Genomic DNA, 20,840 nt, shown 5'->3' on the forward strand with positions numbered 1-20,840 from the left:
TAGCGAATCCACTGTCAATATAGGCGGTATCGTTTCTTTACATCGTACTCTACTACGATGAACGCGATTATTGATCATATTGGCTCGGGACAAAAACCAAACGCTTCTCAGCACAGCGCCTGATAATGAAATCCCATGTTGCTTTGAGATCTTTAAATTGATGTAGGTCTTTACTGGTCGAGATCCACATTTCACGATGTATGACAAACTCAGGTAAAACGGCCGCTAAATCGCCGTCGCCGTACGCAACAAAATGAGGCAGTACCCCGATGCCAATACCGGTTTTGATGGCTCGGCATTGAGTGTGAATTGTGGTGGTTTTGAAGACCACTTGCAAGTTAGCAGCAATGTCATTTTGGTATTTCAGCAAAGGTGAAAAAAGCTGATCTTCGATGTAACCGACAAAAGGGTGGTTGGCTAAATCTGCCCGCTGATTGATCGGTTGACCTTGCGCCACATAATCTCGGTGAGCAAATAACGCTAAAGTGTAGTCTGTTAACTTCCTTTGAATAATGTTGACGCCCTTTTGAGGCCCGATTGTGATGCTGATGTCTACTTCGCCACTGGTCATCACAGTGAACCCCGCCAAAGAGATGAGCTCGATATCAATATCTTTATCTTTTACCCATTGCGGTAATTCGGTTGATAAAAAATAGTTACTAAACCCTTCTGTAACACCAATACGGATTTTAGAGCGCATGTTTTGGTCATTGCGATAATCTTCTTGTGCTAAACGCAATGCTCGCTCACATTTTTCAGCGTAGGGAAGTAAATGTTCGCCCGCTTTCGTAACGTGATAGCCCTTATTGCTTTTGATAAACAATTTAGTTTCCATCGTGGTTTCTAATTGCTCGATACGATTGGCGATCGTGACGTGTGTACAACCGAGCTTTTTAGCCGCAACCGATAAACGTTCATAGCGGTGAAGGGCTAAAAAATATTTCAGGTCATTCCAGTTAATATCGAGCAAATTCGGGCGTATGTTCATTGCTTTGCCAAGTTATCTCAATGTGAGGACTATTAATTTTATAACATGATTGGCAGTGAACCTGTAAATTTATTTACAGTATGTGTAATTAAACTGCTATTGCCTTTATTAAGTGATAGTTCTATTTTTTCCATAGAGCTGATGGATACATGCTCGTCTATACTTCACGGTAAACCATGGTTCGGGTCTTGTTCGGTTTCTTAAACCATGACAAGTATCGTCCACTTAATCAATAGGGAAATAATGATGAAAAAACGCTTATCAATCGCTCTCGGTATACTCATGAGTGGCTCTGTTTTTGCTGCAGAGTATAACTTCACGTTTGCCCACGTTCTGATCGACGAAACCCCTAATGGTCAGGCTGCATTGGCCTTTGCCAAAGAGGTGAATGAAAAATCAGAAGGCCGTATTAATGTAACCGTTTTACCAGCAGCCCAGTTAGGTGGCGATGTTGAAATCATCGAACAGTTACAAATGAACATGGTGCAAATAGCGATCCCTCCAACGGCAACCTTAGGCAATTTTGAGCCAAGAGTCCAAATCTTAGATTTACCTTTTTTACTGCCCTCTGAAGAAAAAATGAAAACGGTCTTAGATGGTCCTGCGGGTCGCAAAATTCTCGATACCCTTGATGGCCATGGTATGCACGCGATTAATTTTTGGGGAGCGGGCTTTCGCCATATGACCAATAATGTTCGTCCGATTGAAAAGCCCGAGGATTTAAAAGGCATTAAAATGCGCACCATGCAATCGCCAATCTTATTGAGTACCTACCGAAATTTTGAGGCCAATCCAACGGCAATGGCTTACACCGAGGTGTATAACGGTTTACAACAAAACGTGATTGAAGGGCAGGAAAACCCGATTGCCAATATTACCAGCAAACGGTTTTACGAAGTTCAAAAATACATGACGCTAACCGCTAACGCTTATCACGGTTATGCTGCGATCGTCAATGAACAAGCCTGGAATGCACTGCCTGATGATTTGAAATTAGTGATGACCGAAGCCTTTGATCATGGCCGTGATTTGGCCCGCCAACTGACCAATGAACTCGAGGCTAAGGCGCTTGAAAATATTGCTAAGCACACGCAAGTCACGGAGCTTACTGATGAACAAAGAGCCGCGTTCATTGAGGCAAGTAAACCCGTGCACGAACAATTTCGCGACACTGTCACATCTGATTTACTGGATTTGGTCTATCAAGAATTAGACAGCGAATAGGACAATAAGTATGGGCCATGCCATCAATTGGCCCATTTGCCGGTCATTGCTAGAGCGCACCATCAGTGCTGTCTTTAGGAGGACCCGTTAGCACGATTTTGCAAGGTAAAGGAATACCGACAATGTTAGAGCGCATCAATGTTAAGTTAGATCAGGTTGAAGGTTTTTTGATCGCCAGTATTTTAGCTTGCGCGACCGTACTGACGTTTACTCAAGTCGTTTTTCGCTACGGTTTTAACAACTCATTATTTTGGGCTGAAGAAGCGATTTTATACCTGATTATCTCAATGAGTTTTTTGTCGACCAGTCTTGGTATTCGCCGAGGCAGCCACATTACGGTTGATGTACTCAAAGCCGTACTCTCTGAAACTCTTCTCCCCGTATTTAAAGTAATATCGGCAGTGATTGGGGTCGTTTTTGCTATTGCACTGCTGTATTACGGCGGCAACTTATTTCTCTCTACTCTCGCAAGGGGGCAATTATCACCGGCCTTGCGAATTCCTATTGCGACGATTTACGCGTTTATTCCAGCGACTGCGTTATTACAAATCTATCGTTACTTGGCGATAATTTATGCTGAGTGTACTAAGCAGCCACAACCGAATAGCGACTGATTTCACCTTTTCTGCCACAGAAAACATTGATTTTAAAAGGCTTATTATGATTGCTTTTTTACTTCCAGTCTTCGTGATCTTGTTATTATTAGGACTGCCTATTTATGGCTCTTTGGCTTTCTCTGTTGTGGGAGCTATGGGGTTGTCTGGCTCTATGGATCCTACGATTGTACCGATGAGAATGTTCTCAGGTATGAATAACTTTTCATTGATGGCGATTCCCTTTTTTATTCTGGCCGCTGAGCTTATGAGAGTAGGGGGATTGTCCGCTCGTTTAATAACATTGGCACAAGCTTTGATTGGTTGGGCCCCGGGCGGTTTGGCGTCTGCGGCAGTACTCTCTTGCTTGTTTTTTGGTTCAATATCAGGCTCTAGCCCTGCGACCGTCGTGGCGATTGGCAGTATTATGTTTCCCGCTTTAGTCGAAGCCGGCTACAGTAAGCGATTTGCCATTGGTTTATTGACAACGGCCGGTACATTGGGCCCCATCGTTCCGCCAAGTATCGCCTTGATTATTTATGGTTCTGTTACGGCAACCAGTGTTGGCCAATTGTTTGCTGCTGGTGTGCTTCCTGCCTTGTTATTAGGTGGACTGCTTATCATCTACTGTATGATTTACGCTAAACGAGAGCAGTATCCAAGTAGCCCATTCCCTCGTTTTCAAGATGTTTTTACTGCGTTAAAAGGGGCGGCTTGGGGGTTGGGCTTACCGGTTATTTTACTTGGTGGTATCTATAGCGGTGTGTTCACTGCGACCGAGTCGGCCTCGGTAGCCTGTGTCTATGGGCTCTTTGTTGGTATGGTGATTTACAAGCAAGTGACGCCGAAAGATTTGTGGAAAATTCTAGAAAACACAGGCTTAACGTCTGGATCCTTGTTGTTGATAACCGCTGGGGCTTCTGCATTTTCTTGGCTGTTGACCATTACTGGCACGCCTTCAGCCTTAGCACAATCGGTATTGTCATTAAGTGATTCTTCATTTGCAATTACAGCTTTACTCAATCTTATCATGCTGATAGCGGGCTTCTTCCTCGACAGCGCATCAGCGATTATTGTCTTGGCTCCTTTAATGACGCCGATTGCCTCACAGGTTGGTGTTGACCCTGTTCACTTCGGAATTATTAACTTAGTCAATTACTCTGTTGGTATGATCACTCCACCAGTTGGATTAAATCTATTCGTGGCGGTGACCATCTCCAAAATGTCGCTGACCGACGTTTTTAAAGGCTGTATTCCATTTTTACTCATCTTACTGATCGGTTTAATGATCATTACTTATGTTCCCTCGATTAGCCTCGTATTGCCTAACTTATTATTTGATTACTCATGACATGGATACTGGGCTATCGAGAAGGAAAACTCGCTTTGGAAATTAATTATAACGTTTGCCAATCAGTGATGGTTGAGTGGTAACACAATGAAATAGGGATTGTTATGAAACGTAAACAGACATTAAAAGTGGCTATTATAGGCTTAGGGGCTGTCGGTGAGACCGTCGCCGTCAGTATTGAAAATGGCTTAGCGGGCAATATTGAATTGGTGTCTATCCTTTGCCGTGAGAAACAAAAATACATTGCAAAGCACGGCGATAAAACCCCTGAGTTTCGGGCACTTATCACCGATAATTACCAAACGCTGTTAGATAAAAAACCGGATATTATTGTCGAGGCGGCAGGACAAGCCACTCTAAACCGTTACGGTGTTGAGATCCTAGACCAAGGAATCGATCTTGTGGTGTCCAGCATAGGTTTGTTTACCAATGATGATATTTTTGACCGATTTGTTGCTTCGGCTGCCAAGAGTGGTGCACAGATCCTATTATCGTCAGGCGCTCTGCCGGCCATAGATTGGATGTCTGCAGCGGCGCTAGCACAAGTAAAACACGTTTCTATCTCACAAACGAAACCCACTCATTCATGGCGAGGGACCGCAGCAGAACAGTTGATTGATCTTGATGCGATAACGGAGTCGAGCTGTTTCTTTGAAGGGACGGCAAGAGAAGCCGCGAACATCTTCCCTAAAAGCAGTAATATTACCGCGATGTTGGCCTTGGCAACAGCAGGGTTGGACAGGACGACAGTGAGTCTGTTTGCCGATCCTATTAACGCGTTAATGAAAACGGAAATTGATTTTAAAAGCAATGCCGGCTCCGTTCAGGTTGGATGGCAAGGGATCCCATCAAATATCAATCCGAGTACCAGTGCTGATGTGCCTTTGGCGATAGTAAAAGCGTTAAAAAATCGAGCTTCGCCGGTACACTACGGTGCTTAACATCAACGATAAAATTATGATTTAAAAAGTAAAAACCGAGCCACGGAGTCGCTCGGTTTTTGTTTTTTTGATCAGTGTACCGATTCAATTTTACTGTAATCTAACCGGTTTTCTTTTGGAGAGCTGTCGATCTTTTTCACGGTCTGATGTTTTTTGTAAAAAATATAGCCAAGGTTTACAAAGAACAAACCAATAACTAATGCACCTACCCATTGGATTTGTAAAAAGTTCAACTTGAACAGTAGGGTTAGCAAACTCAAAATCATCAGGTGAAACACGAAGTACTTGGCTTTACCCAATCTCGCTACCGTTAGATTGAGGTTGTCACTGTAGAGTCGAATCAAAGAGTCTAATGAATTGATGACAAAAACCACACCGACAAACACCATGGCAAAGTTGCGTAGACCCGCGGTGCTTAGCCCGGCTTCATGATAGTGGTAGAGAACGCCAAACCAAAGCGCGATAGGAATCGATGGGAAAATAAGCATCGCCGCGAGCACTTGGTACGTTCTTAATCCGCCAACAAAACGGGCGGTAAATTGGCCAATCATGATACTCCAAGCAAACCACCAAAATAGGTAAAAGGCGTGGTAATCGTTCAATGGAAATAAAAAGTGATGAATATTACTAAAGTAATTTCCCAGTAATGTCAGTTCATTGACATAGCGCGATACTGAGCTGTCACCCCAAATAAAAGCACTACCAAACATAAATGCGATTAAGGCAAGAAAAACCCAACTGGTGGATATGCTCAAAATCTTGACGTACTTAATATCCGTACTTGAATAAACCGATAAGGCAATGACGGCAAAGACAACGGCATAGAAGAGTGGAATGACACTTTCTCCGTCTCCGACTTCAGGCAGATACCAAGGTAAATTGACTAACAAAAGTGAAGCGGTAAAAGCACAAGTGCCAATAATCACGACATTGTTGATAAATTTGACCCAAGGAATTTCAAAAAACTTCACTTTTGGCTCAATTACGCAGAAATAAAAGCAGGTCAGGAAATAAAATGTCCAAATAAAGAACCCCCAGAAACCAAACTCGATAGCGAGTGGGTTGCTAAATCCATATTCTGGGCTTGCGTTTATGTCTGCGTAACCTGCAAATTCAGTCAACGGGAACATGATTAACCCGACGTCTAAACCCGATGTAAATAAAATGGCAATAAAAGTAAAAGTGCGAACTGGAGTGACTCCTACGACTCTTACGTTGCCCCATTTGGCGAGGATAAAAACCACAGCCAATAAGGTAAATAAAATACCTGCACTAAGCCAAACTGTCATTGTCAGCCTCCCAATAAAAATAAAAAAACGTCATGTGTTGCTCCTAGTAAACAATGGCGCTAGCGAACCAGCGCCTGTCAATCCATAGAGAGTGAAACTCGCTATGGATAAAAAAACTTTTTCACGCAATGATCAATTGCTGACTGTGTTGCGAGAAAATGTGGTGTTAACCCAATTCCTGACTTCGCTGACGGTGTTGCCATTGTGACTCTTCAATCACTGGGACGTGCTTTTCCGGCAGCATGTCGTTGCCCAAAATGTGGTCAGCTGCTTTTTCTGCCGTCATGATTGTAGGGGCATTTAAATTACCATTTGGGATCGTAGGGAAAATCGAGGAGTCAACCACACGCAAATTGTCGATGCCATGAACCCGAGTTTCACTGTTGACAACGGCCATTTCATCTTCCCCCATCTTGCAAGAACAAGAGGGATGGTAGGCACTTTCAACCGCTTGACGGACAAAAGCATCGATCTCTTCATCACTTTGCACGTGTTCCCCTGGTTGAATTTCATTACCGCGAAACGCATCAAAGGCAGATTGATTGATGATTTCTCGCGTTAGCCGAACACAGGCGCGAAAGCCTTCAATATCATCTTGATGCTGTAAGTAGTTAAATTGAATTTTAGGTGGCACGTCAGGATCTGGGCTCGCAACATGCACAAAGCCGCGACTTTTTGGCTTATTGTGACCTATGTGAACTTGGAACCCGTGACCGTCAAAGGCACTTTTTCCATCATATCGAATGGCGGCGGGTAAGAAGTGGTATTGAAGATCTGGCCATTCCACCCCTTCTTTCGAACGAATAAAACCACATGATTCAAAATGATTCGTTGCGCCTAATCCATCTTTAAACAATAACCAGCGTGCGCCTATCATGGCCTTAGACAGTAAGCCTAACTTACCATTGAGTGTAATAGGTTGCTTGCAGCGAAATTGAAAGTAGAACTCGAGGTGATCTTGAAGGTTCTTTCCAACGCCGGGTAAGTGGTGCTGACAGTCTATCCCAGCGTTTTGTAGTACCTCTTGATCACCAATACCTGATAATTGTAACAAGTGTGGTGAACCAATCGGCCCAGCACTAAGAATGACGTCTTTAGTTGCATAAGACTCGATGGTGTCATTGTTTACCTTGTATTGAATACCAGTGGCTTTTTTTCCATCTAACAAAACTTTTTGTGCTTTGGCATGGGTCACAACGGTTAAGTTCGAACGAGACTTAACGGGATCGAGATACGCTCTGGCTGCCGAGCAGCGCTTACCGTCTTTGACTGTCATGTGCATGGCGCCAAAACCTTCTTGTTGAGCACCGTTATAGTCATCAGTGACTGGGTACCCGGCCTGCTGGCCTGCTTCAACAAAGGCCTTGTACAATGGGTTTTTCATTTCATTCCCATTGTTCGTCCCAAGGGGGCCACTCTCGCCGCGATAGTCATCACCGCCAAGATACCAATTTTCTGCACGCTGAAAGTATGGAAGACACGCTTGGTAACCCCAACCTTGTGCCCCGTGTTGTTGCCATTCGTCAAAGTCTTTCGCGTGGCCACGGACGTAGACCATACCGTTAATGCTTGAAGAGCCCCCTAGTACTTTACCGCGGGGGCAATGCATTTCTCTTTGATCTAAGTACGGCTCTGGTTGCGTGTGAAATTGCCAAGCGTATTTGTCGGTGTTCATTGGAATCGACAATGCGGTCGGCATTTGGATAAAAATACTTTTATCGCTGCCGCCGGTCTCAAGTAATAAGACTTGATGATTGGGGTTTTCACTTAATCGGTTGGCTAGGACACAGCCTGCTGAACCAGCACCGACAATAATATAATCAAACTGTTTCATGTTATCTCCTAATCGGTGAGCATTAAAATGGTGCGTCTATTTTTTGCATACCGACATAAACCGATTTCGTTTGGGTATAGTGATTTAACGTTTCGAGCCCGTTTTCTCGTCCAATACCTGAAAGCTTGTACCCACCAACCGGCATTTCGGCAGGGGAGGCGCCATAACTGTTAATCCAGCAAATCCCGGCGTTCAGTTGATGGATGACTCGGTGCGCTCGACGAATGTCCTGAGTCATCACACCCGCGGCAAGCCCGAGCTTGGTATTGTTGGCTCGGCTTATGACTTCATCCTCATCGGTGAAGGTTAATAAGCTCATCACTGGGCCAAAAATCTCTTCTTGAACAATGGTCATATCGTCTTGGCAATCATCGAATACCGTTGGAGCGACAAAGTAGCCTTTTGGCGCACTTTCAGGATGAATGGCTTCTCCACCGCACAATAAGCTTGCCCCTTCTTGCTTACCTTTATTGATGTAATCGAGCACAAGCTTTTGGTGTTTCTCGGAAATAAGAGCGCCGAGGTTAACCTTTTCATCTAGGGGGTCGCCGGCGATAATATTGTTTTCAATACGACTAAGCAGTTCATTGACAAACGCGCTTTTCACGTTTTTGTGAACAAATACACGCGTACAGTTAGTACAGACTTCGCCTTGTGTATAAAAATTGCCCAGCATGGCAGCGCTGACCGCTTCCGAGATATCGGCATCGTCAAAGACGATAAGTGGTGACTTGCCGCCGAGCTCCATAGTGACCTCTTTAAGGTTGCTGGCTGCGCTTTGCATGACCTTACGACCTGTGCCGACTTCACCAGTAAAGGATACTTTTTCGATTTCTGGTGCAGAGGTTAACCATTGCCCAACGTCGGCAGCGCCGTGTACCACATTAAAGACACCGGCAGGTACACCGGCTTCAATGAAAATCTTCGCCAATTCTGTCGCCCCTTTTGGGGTTTCTTCTGAGGGTTTAAAAATCATGGCATTGCCGCATGCAAGTGCCGGTGCTGATTTCCAACAAGCAATTTGTAATGGGTAGTTCCACGCACCAATACCGGCACACACCCCGAGTGCTTCTTTGCGGGTGTAATAAAAATCGCCGCCAAGATCTTGCTGTTGGCCAATATGACCAGGGGCGATATTGGCAAAAAATTCAATGGCGTCAGCACCGGTTACTACGTCAACGCACTCTGCTTCTTGCCAAGGTTTTCCAGTATCTAAGACTTCAATCTTAGCCAGTTCATCGTTTCTTTCGCGCAGAAGAGCGACAGCTTTTAATAAAATTCGCGAGCGCTCCATTGCGGTCATTGCAGACCATGTTAAAAAGCCTTGCTGGGCGCTTGTGATGGCGTGTTGTTGAATTTGTTCACACGCTTTTTCGACTTGATAAATGACTTCGCCTGTTGCTGGGTTAATGACATCAAAGCATTCTCCATGACTGTTGGCGACAAATTGACCATCGATAAAATTTTGTAACACAGGGTGAGACATGATTATTCTCCAAACGGTGAGATAAGAGTGTGAATGTATTGCTTACATAGATGTTGCGCCTCGGCAAAATCTTTTTGTTGACCTTTCGCCAAAACGCAGCGTAACCAAAGACCATCAATCATCGCAGCAGTCAAGGCACTGGCTTGTTGTGCGTCGTCTTCGGGCATCAATTGCCGATATGAACTTTTCAAATTACTAAACAAGCGGCGACTGTTGACTTGTTGCAAACGAAAAAGAGTCGGGTTGTGCATCGATTGAGCCCAAAAAATTAACCAGGTTCTCGTGGTGTCGTGATGTTGCTGAATGGGCGCAAAGTTCGTTTCGACAATACACATCAAACGTTGATAAGCACTGATAGATTGACCTTGAGTTTTGCGCAAAAGGTTGGCTTTCAATTGCGTGAGTATGTGGCGTACTGTCGCTTCAATCAGGGCTTCTTTACCACCAAAATAATGACTGATAATTCCAGAGGAAAGCCCAGCACGCTTGCTGATCTTGTTGATTGTTGTGGCGTCAAACCCGTGCTCGGCCACGGACTGTAAAGTGGCATCGATTAACTGCTGACGTCGAATTGGTTCCATTCCTAACTTTGGCATTTTTTATTAATTGACTGTTCAATTTAAAAAGCATACTAATGCTTTGAGTTGAAATGATCAACTTAGTTAGATAACAAACTAAATTTGATTCGTTGTCGTAAGCTGCTGAATGTTTGTTATCTAAGTAAATATCTTTTTTGCACAAAATGTCTTTATCTAATTGTTTTTTATGGCTTTATTATTGATTTTTTATTTTGTTTTCTTCTTGTTACATTTTTGTTCTAACTTTTCTTGTTAGAGTTCGAATTTTATCGGTAAAAAATACGTTTGATGTCTAATGAGTGTGATGGCGATTGCGGACCTTGGATGTTATGGAATAAGCGCTTAAGTGTATGCATTGGCTTTTGCTCGGGTGAGCAATGTTTTGTGCCCTGTGATAATAAAGACAACGAAACGGGACTTACGTTGTCTGAACGCGATAATCTGTCTACTTCCACTCTCAACATCATTTGGGGAGTGGTGCGAGGCAATGGTTAAGAAACGGTATAGTTTCAGTTTTTTGAGGGTGTTAGCTTGTAATAGCGTCAAGAATAAATACGAGTAAGGTTTGAAAAGCGACCTTCAAATTTGACATTGTTCGGTTTGGTAATAAGGTTATAAATACTGGCTAATGTTCGGTGGGCGAAACTTGATTTGGTCTTAAATGATGGAGGTATCATGGCTGAATTATCAGGTATTGAATTATCTGTTTTGAAACGTAGCTTTGAATACATAGATCAAGCCGCGGTTATAGCGAGTACAGAACGCACTATTTTGCATATAAATCGAGCCGCCGAAGTGTTGTTTGGCTATGACAGTAGCGAGCTTATTGGTCAGTTGACTCAAGTTTTGTATGCAGATGGTGATGATTTTGTGCGCATGGGACAATTGCGCTATCACGATAAAGCGAGTCCTCAACCTAAATCGGTCACTGTTAAATACCAAGACAAAACAGGAAGAGTTTTTTTTGGTATGACTCATGGCGGTGCGATTCATGATGAGAAAGAGCGCGTGATTGGTTTTGTCGCTCTGATTAATGACGAATCTGCACGCCTAGCGGTGGAGGAAGCACTCAATACCTTACACAGTATCACCTCATCAAGACATCTCGATTTTAAACAAAGGGTACAAGCAATATTACAATTAGGGACTGAGCTATTTAAGTTGCCGATAGGTATTGTCAGCAAAATTGAGGGTTCTAACTATATTGTTAAACAAGCCGTTCACCCTGAAAATAGCCTAGAAGAGGGGATCAGTTTTGATCTTGAAGGCACTTATTGTTCGCATGTTTACAAAGCCAATGACATTCAGGGCTTTCACCATGTTTCTGAGAGTGAAATCGCGACCCACCCCTGTTTTATAAATTTTGGATTGGAAGCGTATTTAGGCGCCCCTATTTTCGTTGATGGTCATCGCTATGGAACTTTGAATTTTTCTAGCCCAATACCTTCACGTCCTTTTATCCGCCAAGATTATGAGCTCGTTAAATTATTTTCAAATTGGGTTGGGCACGAGATTGCCAGAAATCGCGATATTCATGAACTTCACGATTTGAATGAAAAAATGACGTCGATGGCAAATACTGATGCCTTGACCGGGCTGAGTAACCGCCGGTTTATTACTGAACTTATGACGGAAATCTTTGACAAACCACATCATAGGCAGGAGCTGGCAGTGGCAATTATTGACTTTGACCATTTTAAACGCCTCAATGATGATTTTGGTCATAATATTGGCGATGAAGCCTTAAAGGTATTTGGCGCATTGGCTTTATCTGGTCGAAATAGTGATGTCTTTGCGCGTTGGGGAGGAGAAGAGTTTTTGATTCTTTTACCCAACACCAACCTTGACGGTGCTAGAGCCGTTTTAACTCGCCTTATGGAGAAGCTTGGTGATGTGAGGCTTTCAGCTCCGGCTCAACAGTATCGATTAACCGTTAGTATTGGGTTGACCCTAGTGCAAAGTAAGGATGGTGTTGAGTCGGTGTTACAACGGGCCGATAAACTGCTTTATCTCGCCAAGCAGCAGGGGAGAAATAGAATATGTGATGATTTGCACCAATAAAATATTTTCCCTCGTGTTGATAGGCGAAAGTTTAACACGATGTCACAAACTCGATCTTGCATTCGATAAACTGTGCACAAATTATTGATTATATTCTATAATAGTTCTAATGATAATTGTTTATGTGTGCTGATGATGAGGGATTATGCCTGAGATAAATTTTGATTCTACTTACGGTGTCATAGTCCTTAAAGATTTAGAGCCGGTGTATGTTGATGATAATTACGCGCGAATTTACGGTTATGACTCCGCTCAAGACTTATTACAGAATATAAACTCCTTTCTTGATCTAATTGACCCCAAGCACCATCAGATGGCTCGCGAAAACTATTATCGTCAAATTAGTGGAGATATTATTCCTCGCGGCAGAACGTTTAAAAATATTGATCGCTATGGTCGTTCAATAACCGTCTTTACTATTGATCACGTGATCAAATGGCATGGTGAAGACGCGATTCAAGTGACTGTGATGGATATGTCAGCCGTAGAACAAGCGCATTTGCAAATCAAAGAAAACGAGCGTAAATACAAGCAATTAATCACCACCTCTGGTCAGGGGATCAATGTTCATCGAAACTTTAAGCCTTTGATGGTCAACCAAGCTTGGGTTAATCTCATGCATGCACCTTCAATAGAGCACGTCCTACAAAAAGTTAACTTACTCGATTTTATTCCTGAACCCGAGCGTGAGAGCGCAATCAATAATTATCAAGATATCGTATCAGGTCAGGTTAAAGGGAGTTGTAACGTAGTCGAGAACATTTGTTATGACGGGGTGAGGCGGCACTTTCGCGTGTATGATAATCTAATCGATTGGGATGGTGAACCTGCAGTACAAGTGGTCATAGAAGATGTGACCGAAAAAATTGAACTGGAAAAGCAATTAGAGCGCCGTTCGATCACCGATGCCTTAACCGAGGTTTTTAACCGTCGTCAATTGGATCAGGTCCTTAACGATGAGCATGGCCGATTTATGAGATATGGTCATTCGTATTCCGTCATTTTACTCGACTTAGATCACTTTAAATCCATTAACGATAACCGAGGCCATCAAGCTGGCGATAAGACCCTCAAAATGGTAGCCCATTGGATCCAAAATAACATTCGAGACGTCGATGTTATCGGGCGTTGGGGGGGAGAGGAGTTTTTGGTTATTTGCCCAAATACCGAGCATGAACAAGGGTTAATGCTGGCGGAAAAACTGCGCCTTGGCATTGAAGGTTTAATCATCGATGGCCAGTTTCAAGTGACGACCAGTATTGGTGTTGCAACCTCAGGTGCTGAAAAAGAAGTCAATGACGTACTTCGTTTTGCCGACAAAGCCTTGTATTTAGCAAAAGCCAATGGCCGAAATCGTGTGGAAAGTGAAGTTTCCGTTACTGGCCATCTAAACTACGACGTTTAAGTGCCCATTTATACTCACAGAATAAACATTTAGTGGCAGTATTATCAATGTGACTCTTGCCAAAAAAGATTCGTTGTAACGGGCGAGTCAAAAAGCAAGTTTTGCTCAGTTATCAACTCGGTTTGCCTGAGTAAAACGTGTTTGACGAACGCGCTTATCGCAAAAACGTTCAACTTAACTGAGTGTATCACTGCCTTAACCCTCAATCACACTTCACTTTGAAGACATTACTCGTCGTGTTTTATACCGATTTCACTCAACAGCGGGTCTGCTTATCGGGTTAAAAACTCGATAACATGCTAAATCAGACTGGTATTTTTGTCTGAGTCATCGGTTTCTGTATCAGGTTATTTAAAGCGCTTTCCTTTCAAGACATTAATAAAAATAAGCACACAATGGTTCATTCCACTGTTAAAGTAAATTATTCTCATTTGTATTTGATTGATGCCGCGAATACAGGTAAATTCTTTGCACGTTTTATTGATCAACTTCACTGAGAGGGTGGGATGTTAGAGGCCAGATCACTGACCTACCAAGTCGAAAACAGAGCATTGCTACACGATTTTTCTATGCAATTTGAAGCGGGCAAGATATACGCTCTGGTGGGTCATAATGGTTCTGGTAAGTCAACGTTATTAAAACTGTTGGCTAAACAGCAGGCTCATCAACAAGGCGATGTTTTGATTGATGGCCAATCGGTGACTCGATGGTCTGACAAACACTTTGCAAAGCACGTTGCTTATTTACCACAAACCATTCCGACCAGTGACATGCTAACGTCTAAAGAAGTCGTCAGTTTTGGTCGTTACCCATGGCATGGTTTATTAGGCCGTTTAAGTCAACAAGACCACAAGTGTATCAATGAAGCGATGCAGTTAACCCATACCGATAAGTTTGGAGATCGCCGAGTGGATAGCTTGTCAGGCGGTGAGCGACAACGAGTGTGGCTAGCGATGCTGCTGGCCCAAAAAAGTCGTTTTTTACTGCTCGATGAGCCTTTGTCAGCGTTAGATATTGGTCATCAAGTTGATGTACTTACGCTTATTAAACGCTTATCAGTAGAGTTGGGAATTGGCGTTATTATTGTTATTCATGATATTAATCTGGCGGCGAGGTTTTGTGACCACATCATTGCTTTGCATCAGGGTCAAACGATTGTTAATGGTGAGACAAAAGCCGTTTTTACCGAGTCGGTCCTAAGTCAGATTTACAATGTCAATATGCGTATTTGCCAACATCCTGCGGGTTATCCAGTGGCGATGCCATGTTAAAATACTTGCGGGCTTTGGGCGGCATTTTTTGCCTTAGTTTTGCCTTTTATGTTAGCGCTAGCGTTGACATTAGTGGGCATGAAAAGCGTGTCATGTCTTTAGACTGGGCACAGACTCAAACTCTGTTAGCGCTTGGTATCGTACCTGCAGCAGCGGCAAAAGTGGACGACTATAAGCAATGGGTTGGTTATCCGGCCATCCCCGAGCAGACCGTTGATATTGGCCTTCGCAGTCAACCCAATATTGAACGTTTAATTGAATTGGATCTCGACACCATTTACTTGTCTTCGCGTTTTTTATCTCTGCGTACTCAGTTAGAAAGGATTGCTAAGGTACGGGTTTTAACGGCTCGTCAAGAAGGAAAGGTCAACTGGCAAACGGTCCGTAATTTTACGCTAGCAATGGCCCAAGATTTAGGTTTAACAGCCAAAGCACAGCAATTGATTGTCAATAGCGAGCAACGCTTATCACGGCTTGCCAATCGCCTATCAAACAATAGATCAGCGGTTCTTTTAGTGCAGTTTATGGATCGCAAGCACGTTCGAGTGTATGGCGAAAACAGCGCTTACCAAATCGCGTTAAACAAATTAGCGGTGAAAAACGCGTGGCAAAAAGAAAGCAATTATTGGGGCTATACCCTGGTAGGTATTGAACAACTGCAAGGCATCCATGGTCAAATTATCGTTATTGATCCCCTCCCTATCGGAGTAAGCGCACAGCTCGAACGCGATCCATACTGGCAATACATCATTCGCACTACCGGGCACTCGATGTTATCCCTTCCTGCCACTTGGAGTGTCGGCTCTATCCCTTCTGTGATGCGATTTGCCGAACAACTGACCCGTGCTCTCACACAAGAAAATAAAGTATGGGAAAACACAAATGAATAAATTGACACTCGGTGTTTGCCTTGCGGCCGTTGTGATGTTTATTGCCGTGATAGTACTGCAACTGTCTCCAGTGGCATCTTGGTCTTTGGTCTGGGACAGTTTATGGGAATTGGATTGGAGTAACCCTGATTCGGTCTTATTACACTTAACATGGTGGCCGAGACTATTCATCACGCTTATCGTTGGCGCTGGCTTAGCCATGGCAGGTCTGTTGATGCAAGAAGTGCTAAGAAATCCTTTAGCCTCACCGGCAACATTAGGCGTGGCTAATGGGGCAAGTTTTACCATGATGGTAACGACCTTATATTTTCCTTCCTTGATGACATTTTCTCAGCCAATGGTCGCAGTGTTTGGCGCAACCGCCACGCTTTTGGTCGTTTTGGCCTTATCTTGGCGCCGGTCTTTGTCGCCAATTGTGGTCGTTATTTCGGGCTTGGTTGTGAATCTTTATCTCGGCGCGTTAAGTACGGTTTTATTATTGCTAAATCAGGAAAAACTGGCCGGACTTATGGTATGGGGGGCAGGCTCACTTGTTCAAAGTGGTTGGCAAGATGTGAGCTATCTGACTTGGCGCTTAATTGGAGTCATACTGTTGGCGTTCTTGTTGCTCAAACCACTTAGATTACTAGCATTGAGTGAATCTGGTGCGAAAAGCCTCGGTGTCTCCATGGCTAAATTGCGCTTAATGTGTCTGACACTGTCGGTATTGATAACGGCCTGGGTCGTAGCGAAAGTCGGCGTTATTGGATTTGTCGGGCTAGCAGCCCCCGCAATGACACGTGCTATGGGGGTAAGTTCGCTTAAATCGAGAGCATTATTGTCGCTAATACTTGGCGCTTTAATGTTATCCGTCACAGATTTACTGGTTCAAATGCTGCCGGTGCAAAGCGCCGCTTTTATCTCAACCGGTATTGTCACGGCAGCACTGGGTGCGCCATTGTTATTGTGGTTATTACCTAAGCTAACACTTCAACCGCAAAATCAGGCGCCTCGTATTTCTTCAATGCCCGACAACAAGGTCGATTCGAAACACGTTTTTTTTGGTATAGCGATAACTTTAGTGGTGTTGTTGATCGTGTTTAGCACGGTTTCAAAACAATCGGGTGGTTGGCACTGGCTCGTGCTGAGTGGTGACTGGTCGTTGTTACAATGGAGAGTGCCCCGCTTGATAGCCGCAATGCTATCAGGGCTTTTACTGGCCGTGGCCGGAACCTTAATACAAAGATTGACCGCGAACCCAATGGCCAGTCCTGAGATCATGGGGATAAGCTCTGGGGTTGCTTTGGGGGCTATGGTTGCAACACTGATCACTTATGGCTCATCAAAACTGACGGTATTAGGTGGTGGTGTCATTGGCGCTTTGTTGGCTATTGCTCTTGTGGTTGTGGTAAATCGGCGATCTGGGTTTCAGCCAGAGCGCGTGTTACTCACCGGGGTATCGATTAGCGCTTTGATGAATGCCTGTCAAGCCTTTATCTTCGCCGGGGGAGATCCTCGTGCATATCAAATTTTGGCTTGGCTGTCTGGCTCGACTTACTTTGTTACTGAGTCAATACTACCGATTTTAGTACTCGTGTCATTGGTACTGACGTTATTGAGTTTTGTCACCTGTCGATGGTTGGATATTCTTCCTTTGGGAGCGAATGCCGCCTCTTCGGTTGGCATCTCTGTCGGTTTTGCAAGATTGAGCATCATCCTGCTGGTAGTACTGCTTACCGTTTCCGCTACCTTGGTGGTTGGCCCACTGAGTTTTATTGGTCTTATGGCGCCTCATATGGCAAGAGCGCTTGGTTTTTCTCGTGCGCGTGATCATTTAATCGGTGCGGCATTACTTGGTATGACGGTCATGTTGTGTGCTGACTGGATAGGACGTCAAATATTATATCCAGAAGACATCCCGGCAGGCATTGTGGCTTCATTGATTGGTGGAATGTATTTATTGTGGGGGCTCAGAAAAATCTAGTGAGTGACAGGGGGACGGTAAGCCAGCCATACATTAAGACGTGCGGACTGTTTTTGGGTAAGGTGCTTTTTCGATATGGCAATTGAATCTACAAATAAAGCCGACTGAACCCTATCATGACTGTCATCTTGGTGTGATTAAATTAAAAAAGCCCCGACGAGCGGGGCTGATTTAAAGGAGCGTTCCCAAGCATAGAACTGACTCCACAAGACACCACAACAACCAAAGTCATCATGATTTGGCTACTATAAACTACTTCAAAAGCTTATGCGAACATAATGACCGTATAAGTTTGATTTTTTTATCTATTTTGGACCTAAATAACACAATGACAGCAAAAGTAAACCATTCGACCTTGCCACAGAATTGGCGGACCATTGACTGGGTGTTAACGGATGTCGATGACACTCTGACTTACCAAGGAAGGCTACCACCCGAAACTCTTATTGCACTTTCGCAATTACAGCAAGCGGGGATCAAGGTCATCGCGGTAACGGGAGCTTGTGCTGGTTGGTGTGATCACATTGCTCAGCTTTGGCCTGTTGATGCTGTCATTGGCGAAAATGGCGCTTTTATTATGCAGAAAAAAGCGGGTACTTTGACGATATCATCGGCGGTTGATATCGACGGAATGAGACAAAAACAACAGCAATTAAAACTAGAAGTGAGCGATATTTTGTCAGAGTATTGCGAATTAGAACTCACACTTGATCAAGCGTATCGTTTGTGTGAAGTCGCCATCGATATTGGTCAAAATCGTTCGAAAGTCGATCCAGACATTGTTAAACAAGTGGTTGAAAAAATACGAGCAACCGGGGCTCATGCCACGGCCAGTTCTATCCATATCAATGCTTGGTATGGCGAGCACTCAAAAAAAGTGACGTCATTAGATTTTTTATCTCAGCAAGGGCTAAAAGACGAAGAAATTGATACGCGCTGTTGCTATATCGGGGATTCACTGAATGATCAGGCGATGTTTGCGACTTTATCGAAAACGGTAGGTGTCGCCAACATCAAAAAATATTGGTTACAACTGACGGCTCATCCTAGCGTGGTGATGCAACATTCTGGCGGTTACGGGTTTTGTGAATTCACGGAACAATTGCTGCGTTTGAAAGATGAACCTTGAATACTGATCCTGTGTTATGACATTAGGCGTAGTTGAGGATATGATTGACTATTGCCTTTAACTACCGGTGAGGCCTAGTTTTAAATTATAGAGGCCATTGCAGATAAATTAATCAGCCCAAAAGCCACTGTCTCGATAACCGGATGCAGTGGCTTTTTCGTATTATGACGGCAGTGTGTCTTGCTTAGAGGTAATACCAATTTGATTAAGTGTCTGGTCAATGATAACGCAGGGAAAAACGTGAAAAACAGGTAAGAAAAGACAGCGAGTCATTATTCTACCAGTGATTTTTTAACGAGGTTATCGAGTTTTACCCCGCTATTGAGTTAGATTGGTATATGATCACTTCGTCGATTGAGATTGCTTGAGCAATGCTTTAATTTCCGCTATCTCATGCTGCAATGCCTCCACTTGCTCGTGAGTGGCAAATTTTTGAGCGGAGGACGTAAGAGCAGTAGTATCCTTAGCGGCTTTTTTTTCGGCCTCAGCAGAGGCGTGCTCTTCTGTCATGGTTTCAATCACAACACCGATCATCATATTTAAAAAGACAAAGGCAGTTAAGAAAATAAACGTTAAATAGTAAATCCAACTTAATGGGTAAACCGCCATGGTTTCATACATGACATCAGTCCAATCTTCGAAAGTGGCAATGCGAAACAAGGTTAGCATTGAGATCGATACGTCCCCCCATAGCACTTCGTTAATGGCTGAGAAAATTAAACTGCCAATAACGGCGTAGATGTAGAAAATAATAAACATTAATACGCCGATGTAGCTCATCTTGGGTATTGCTTTAAATAACGCATTGATCAGCAGTTTCAATTGAGGTACAGCCGAGACCAAGCGCAACACTCGAAACACGCGTAGCAAGCGAGCAATCAAAATACCTTGGCCAGCACTTGGAACCAAGCTGCCTATTACTATCAGGGTATCAAACCAATTCCAGCCACTTTTAAAAAAATCGGCTTTGTTTTGATATGAAAAAAACTTAATTACAATTTCAACTAAGAAGAACACTAAGATAAATTGATCGAGCCAATATATGGTGAGGCGCACACTACTTGGTAGCTCAAACGTGTTCGCTCCAATGGACAAAGCGGCCAGTATGATCACCGAGACCGTAATCGCTTGAAAGTGTTTGTTGTTATTAATGGCGGTTAACCAAGTGTGCAATGACGAAAGCATTGATTCTCTATCCTTTTTTACCAGTGAAGCAAATTAAAGTTTGCTAGAGAATCATATAATGTCCACCGTTTTATAGCGAGTAGTCCTTGTAAGCATTTTTTTCAACTCCCGTCCTATCTAGGTCCGTTATAGAGTGAGTAGAAAGGTGAAATTGAGCTCCCATTTCGTCTACACCACGACGTTAACCGAGATGAGTCAGCACTAAGGAGTTATGTGTAGGCTTTACAACTCGTCTGCTAGGGTGAGGGCATCTGTCTGAGGGAAGTGCATATTTATCGTGCCATTTTCATGGAGTTCAAAGCGCACTTTTTCGTGAACCACTCCCTGATCCGATTTATCAGAACAGCCATGAAAAAATTGCCAATCAACGCAATAATGCAGACGAAACTTATTGTGTTCTAGCCATTCAACAAGGGTGAGTTTCGGTTGCCCTACAATGTGCGCCTCGCTGTCAATGTAAGAAAGATCAGGCAGTAATTGTTGGCTCAATTCAGGAAGCTCTTGCTCTAGGTGAATAAGCAGGTTTTGGCACAAGGTATCTTTGGATTGAGTGATGTTGTGTGGTGGAAATTTATTAAATAGTTCAGTCATTTGGAGCCATTAAGTTCGTTAACAGGTGCATCGCGGCTGGTGATAATAGGCAAACAAGGCT

The 20,840-nt window shown here is 43.6% G+C and carries 17 protein-coding genes; 10 read left to right on the plus strand and 7 right to left on the minus strand.

The genetic code is table 11. The annotated features are described in order from the left end of the window. Positions 1 to 67: 67 nt before the first annotated feature. On the minus strand, positions 68 to 988 hold the full coding sequence (locus tag AB0763_RS06080; protein ID WP_306101629.1) for a LysR family transcriptional regulator: 921 nt from the start codon (positions 986 to 988) through the stop codon (positions 68 to 70). Positions 989 to 1,270: 282 nt separating this feature from the next. Between AB0763_RS06080 and AB0763_RS06085 the strand changes: the two genes are divergently transcribed. From AB0763_RS06085 to AB0763_RS06100, 4 genes are all read left to right on the plus strand, one after another. Continuing rightward, entirely contained in the window at positions 1,271 to 2,212 is a 942-nt protein-coding gene (locus AB0763_RS06085; RefSeq protein ID WP_306101628.1) for a TRAP transporter substrate-binding protein, read from the plus strand. Positions 2,213 to 2,334: 122 nt separating this feature from the next. After that, entirely contained in the window at positions 2,335 to 2,826 is a 492-nt protein-coding gene (locus AB0763_RS06090; RefSeq protein ID WP_306101627.1) for a TRAP transporter small permease, read from the plus strand. A 46-nt stretch (positions 2,827 to 2,872) separates the two neighbouring features. Then, positions 2,873 to 4,156 carry a TRAP transporter large permease gene (locus tag AB0763_RS06095; RefSeq protein ID WP_306101626.1) on the plus strand — a complete coding sequence of 428 codons (1,284 nt, stop codon included), beginning with the start codon at positions 2,873 to 2,875 and terminating at the stop codon, positions 4,154 to 4,156. 104 nt (positions 4,157 to 4,260) lie between these two features. Next, positions 4,261 to 5,097, plus strand: a complete 837-nt coding sequence (locus AB0763_RS06100) for an aspartate dehydrogenase (protein ID WP_306101625.1) — start codon at positions 4,261 to 4,263, stop codon at positions 5,095 to 5,097. A gap of 71 nt (positions 5,098 to 5,168) precedes the next feature. Here AB0763_RS06100 and AB0763_RS06105 read toward each other — a convergent pair whose 3' ends face one another. From AB0763_RS06105 to betI, 4 genes are all read right to left on the minus strand, one after another. Further along, the gene (locus AB0763_RS06105; RefSeq protein ID WP_306101624.1) at positions 5,169 to 6,386 is read right to left on the minus strand and encodes a BCCT family transporter; all 1,218 of its coding nucleotides are present in this window, start codon (positions 6,384 to 6,386) and stop codon (positions 5,169 to 5,171) included. A 166-nt stretch (positions 6,387 to 6,552) separates the two neighbouring features. After that, a complete protein-coding gene (betA, locus tag AB0763_RS06110) occupies positions 6,553 to 8,220 on the minus strand; it encodes a choline dehydrogenase (RefSeq protein WP_306101623.1) in 1,668 nt (555 codons plus the stop codon). A 22-nt stretch (positions 8,221 to 8,242) separates the two neighbouring features. After that, positions 8,243 to 9,706, minus strand: a complete 1,464-nt coding sequence (betB, locus tag AB0763_RS06115) for a betaine-aldehyde dehydrogenase (RefSeq protein WP_306101622.1) — start codon at positions 9,704 to 9,706, stop codon at positions 8,243 to 8,245. Between the two features lie 2 nt (positions 9,707 to 9,708). Then, entirely contained in the window at positions 9,709 to 10,302 is a 594-nt protein-coding gene (gene betI / locus AB0763_RS06120; protein ID WP_306101621.1) for a transcriptional regulator BetI, read from the minus strand. Positions 10,303 to 10,959: 657 nt separating this feature from the next. Between betI and AB0763_RS06125 the strand changes: the two genes are divergently transcribed. The 6 genes from AB0763_RS06125 to AB0763_RS06150 all read left to right on the plus strand — a co-directional run bounded on the left by AB0763_RS06125 (position 10,960) and on the right by AB0763_RS06150 (position 19,003). Further along, entirely contained in the window at positions 10,960 to 12,345 is a 1,386-nt protein-coding gene (locus AB0763_RS06125) for a diguanylate cyclase (protein ID WP_306101620.1), read from the plus strand. A 145-nt stretch (positions 12,346 to 12,490) separates the two neighbouring features. Further along, on the plus strand, positions 12,491 to 13,750 hold the full coding sequence (locus AB0763_RS06130; RefSeq protein ID WP_306101619.1) for a sensor domain-containing diguanylate cyclase: 1,260 nt from the start codon (positions 12,491 to 12,493) through the stop codon (positions 13,748 to 13,750). Positions 13,751 to 14,256: 506 nt separating this feature from the next. Beyond that, a complete protein-coding gene (locus tag AB0763_RS06135; RefSeq protein ID WP_306101618.1) occupies positions 14,257 to 15,021 on the plus strand; it encodes an ABC transporter ATP-binding protein in 765 nt (254 codons plus the stop codon). Positions 15,022 to 15,113: 92 nt separating this feature from the next. Further along, on the plus strand, positions 15,114 to 15,911 hold the full coding sequence (locus AB0763_RS06140) for an ABC transporter substrate-binding protein (RefSeq protein ID WP_306101617.1): 798 nt from the start codon (positions 15,114 to 15,116) through the stop codon (positions 15,909 to 15,911). Beyond that, positions 15,904 to 17,874, plus strand: a complete 1,971-nt coding sequence (gene fhuB, locus AB0763_RS06145; protein ID WP_306101616.1) for a Fe(3+)-hydroxamate ABC transporter permease FhuB — start codon at positions 15,904 to 15,906, stop codon at positions 17,872 to 17,874. The genes AB0763_RS06140 and fhuB overlap by 8 nt, the downstream gene beginning before the upstream one ends. A 328-nt stretch (positions 17,875 to 18,202) precedes the next feature. Further along, positions 18,203 to 19,003: an HAD family hydrolase gene (locus AB0763_RS06150; protein ID WP_306101615.1), complete on the plus strand. Its 801-nt coding sequence runs from the start codon at positions 18,203 to 18,205 to the stop codon at positions 19,001 to 19,003. Between the two features lie 342 nt (positions 19,004 to 19,345). Here AB0763_RS06150 and AB0763_RS06155 read toward each other — a convergent pair whose 3' ends face one another. Together AB0763_RS06155 and AB0763_RS06160 are read right to left on the minus strand one after the other, a co-directional pair. Beyond that, positions 19,346 to 20,188, minus strand: coding sequence for an ion transporter (locus AB0763_RS06155; RefSeq protein ID WP_306101614.1), 843 nt, complete (start codon positions 20,186 to 20,188; stop codon positions 19,346 to 19,348). Between the two features lie 222 nt (positions 20,189 to 20,410). Continuing rightward, the gene (locus tag AB0763_RS06160) at positions 20,411 to 20,779 is read right to left on the minus strand and encodes a hypothetical protein (protein ID WP_306101613.1); all 369 of its coding nucleotides are present in this window, start codon (positions 20,777 to 20,779) and stop codon (positions 20,411 to 20,413) included. Positions 20,780 to 20,840 lie beyond the last annotated feature (61 nt).

It is taken from the genome of Vibrio sp. HB236076 (assembly GCF_040957575.1).
In the GTDB taxonomy this organism is placed as follows: Bacteria; Pseudomonadota; Gammaproteobacteria; order Enterobacterales; family Vibrionaceae; genus Vibrio.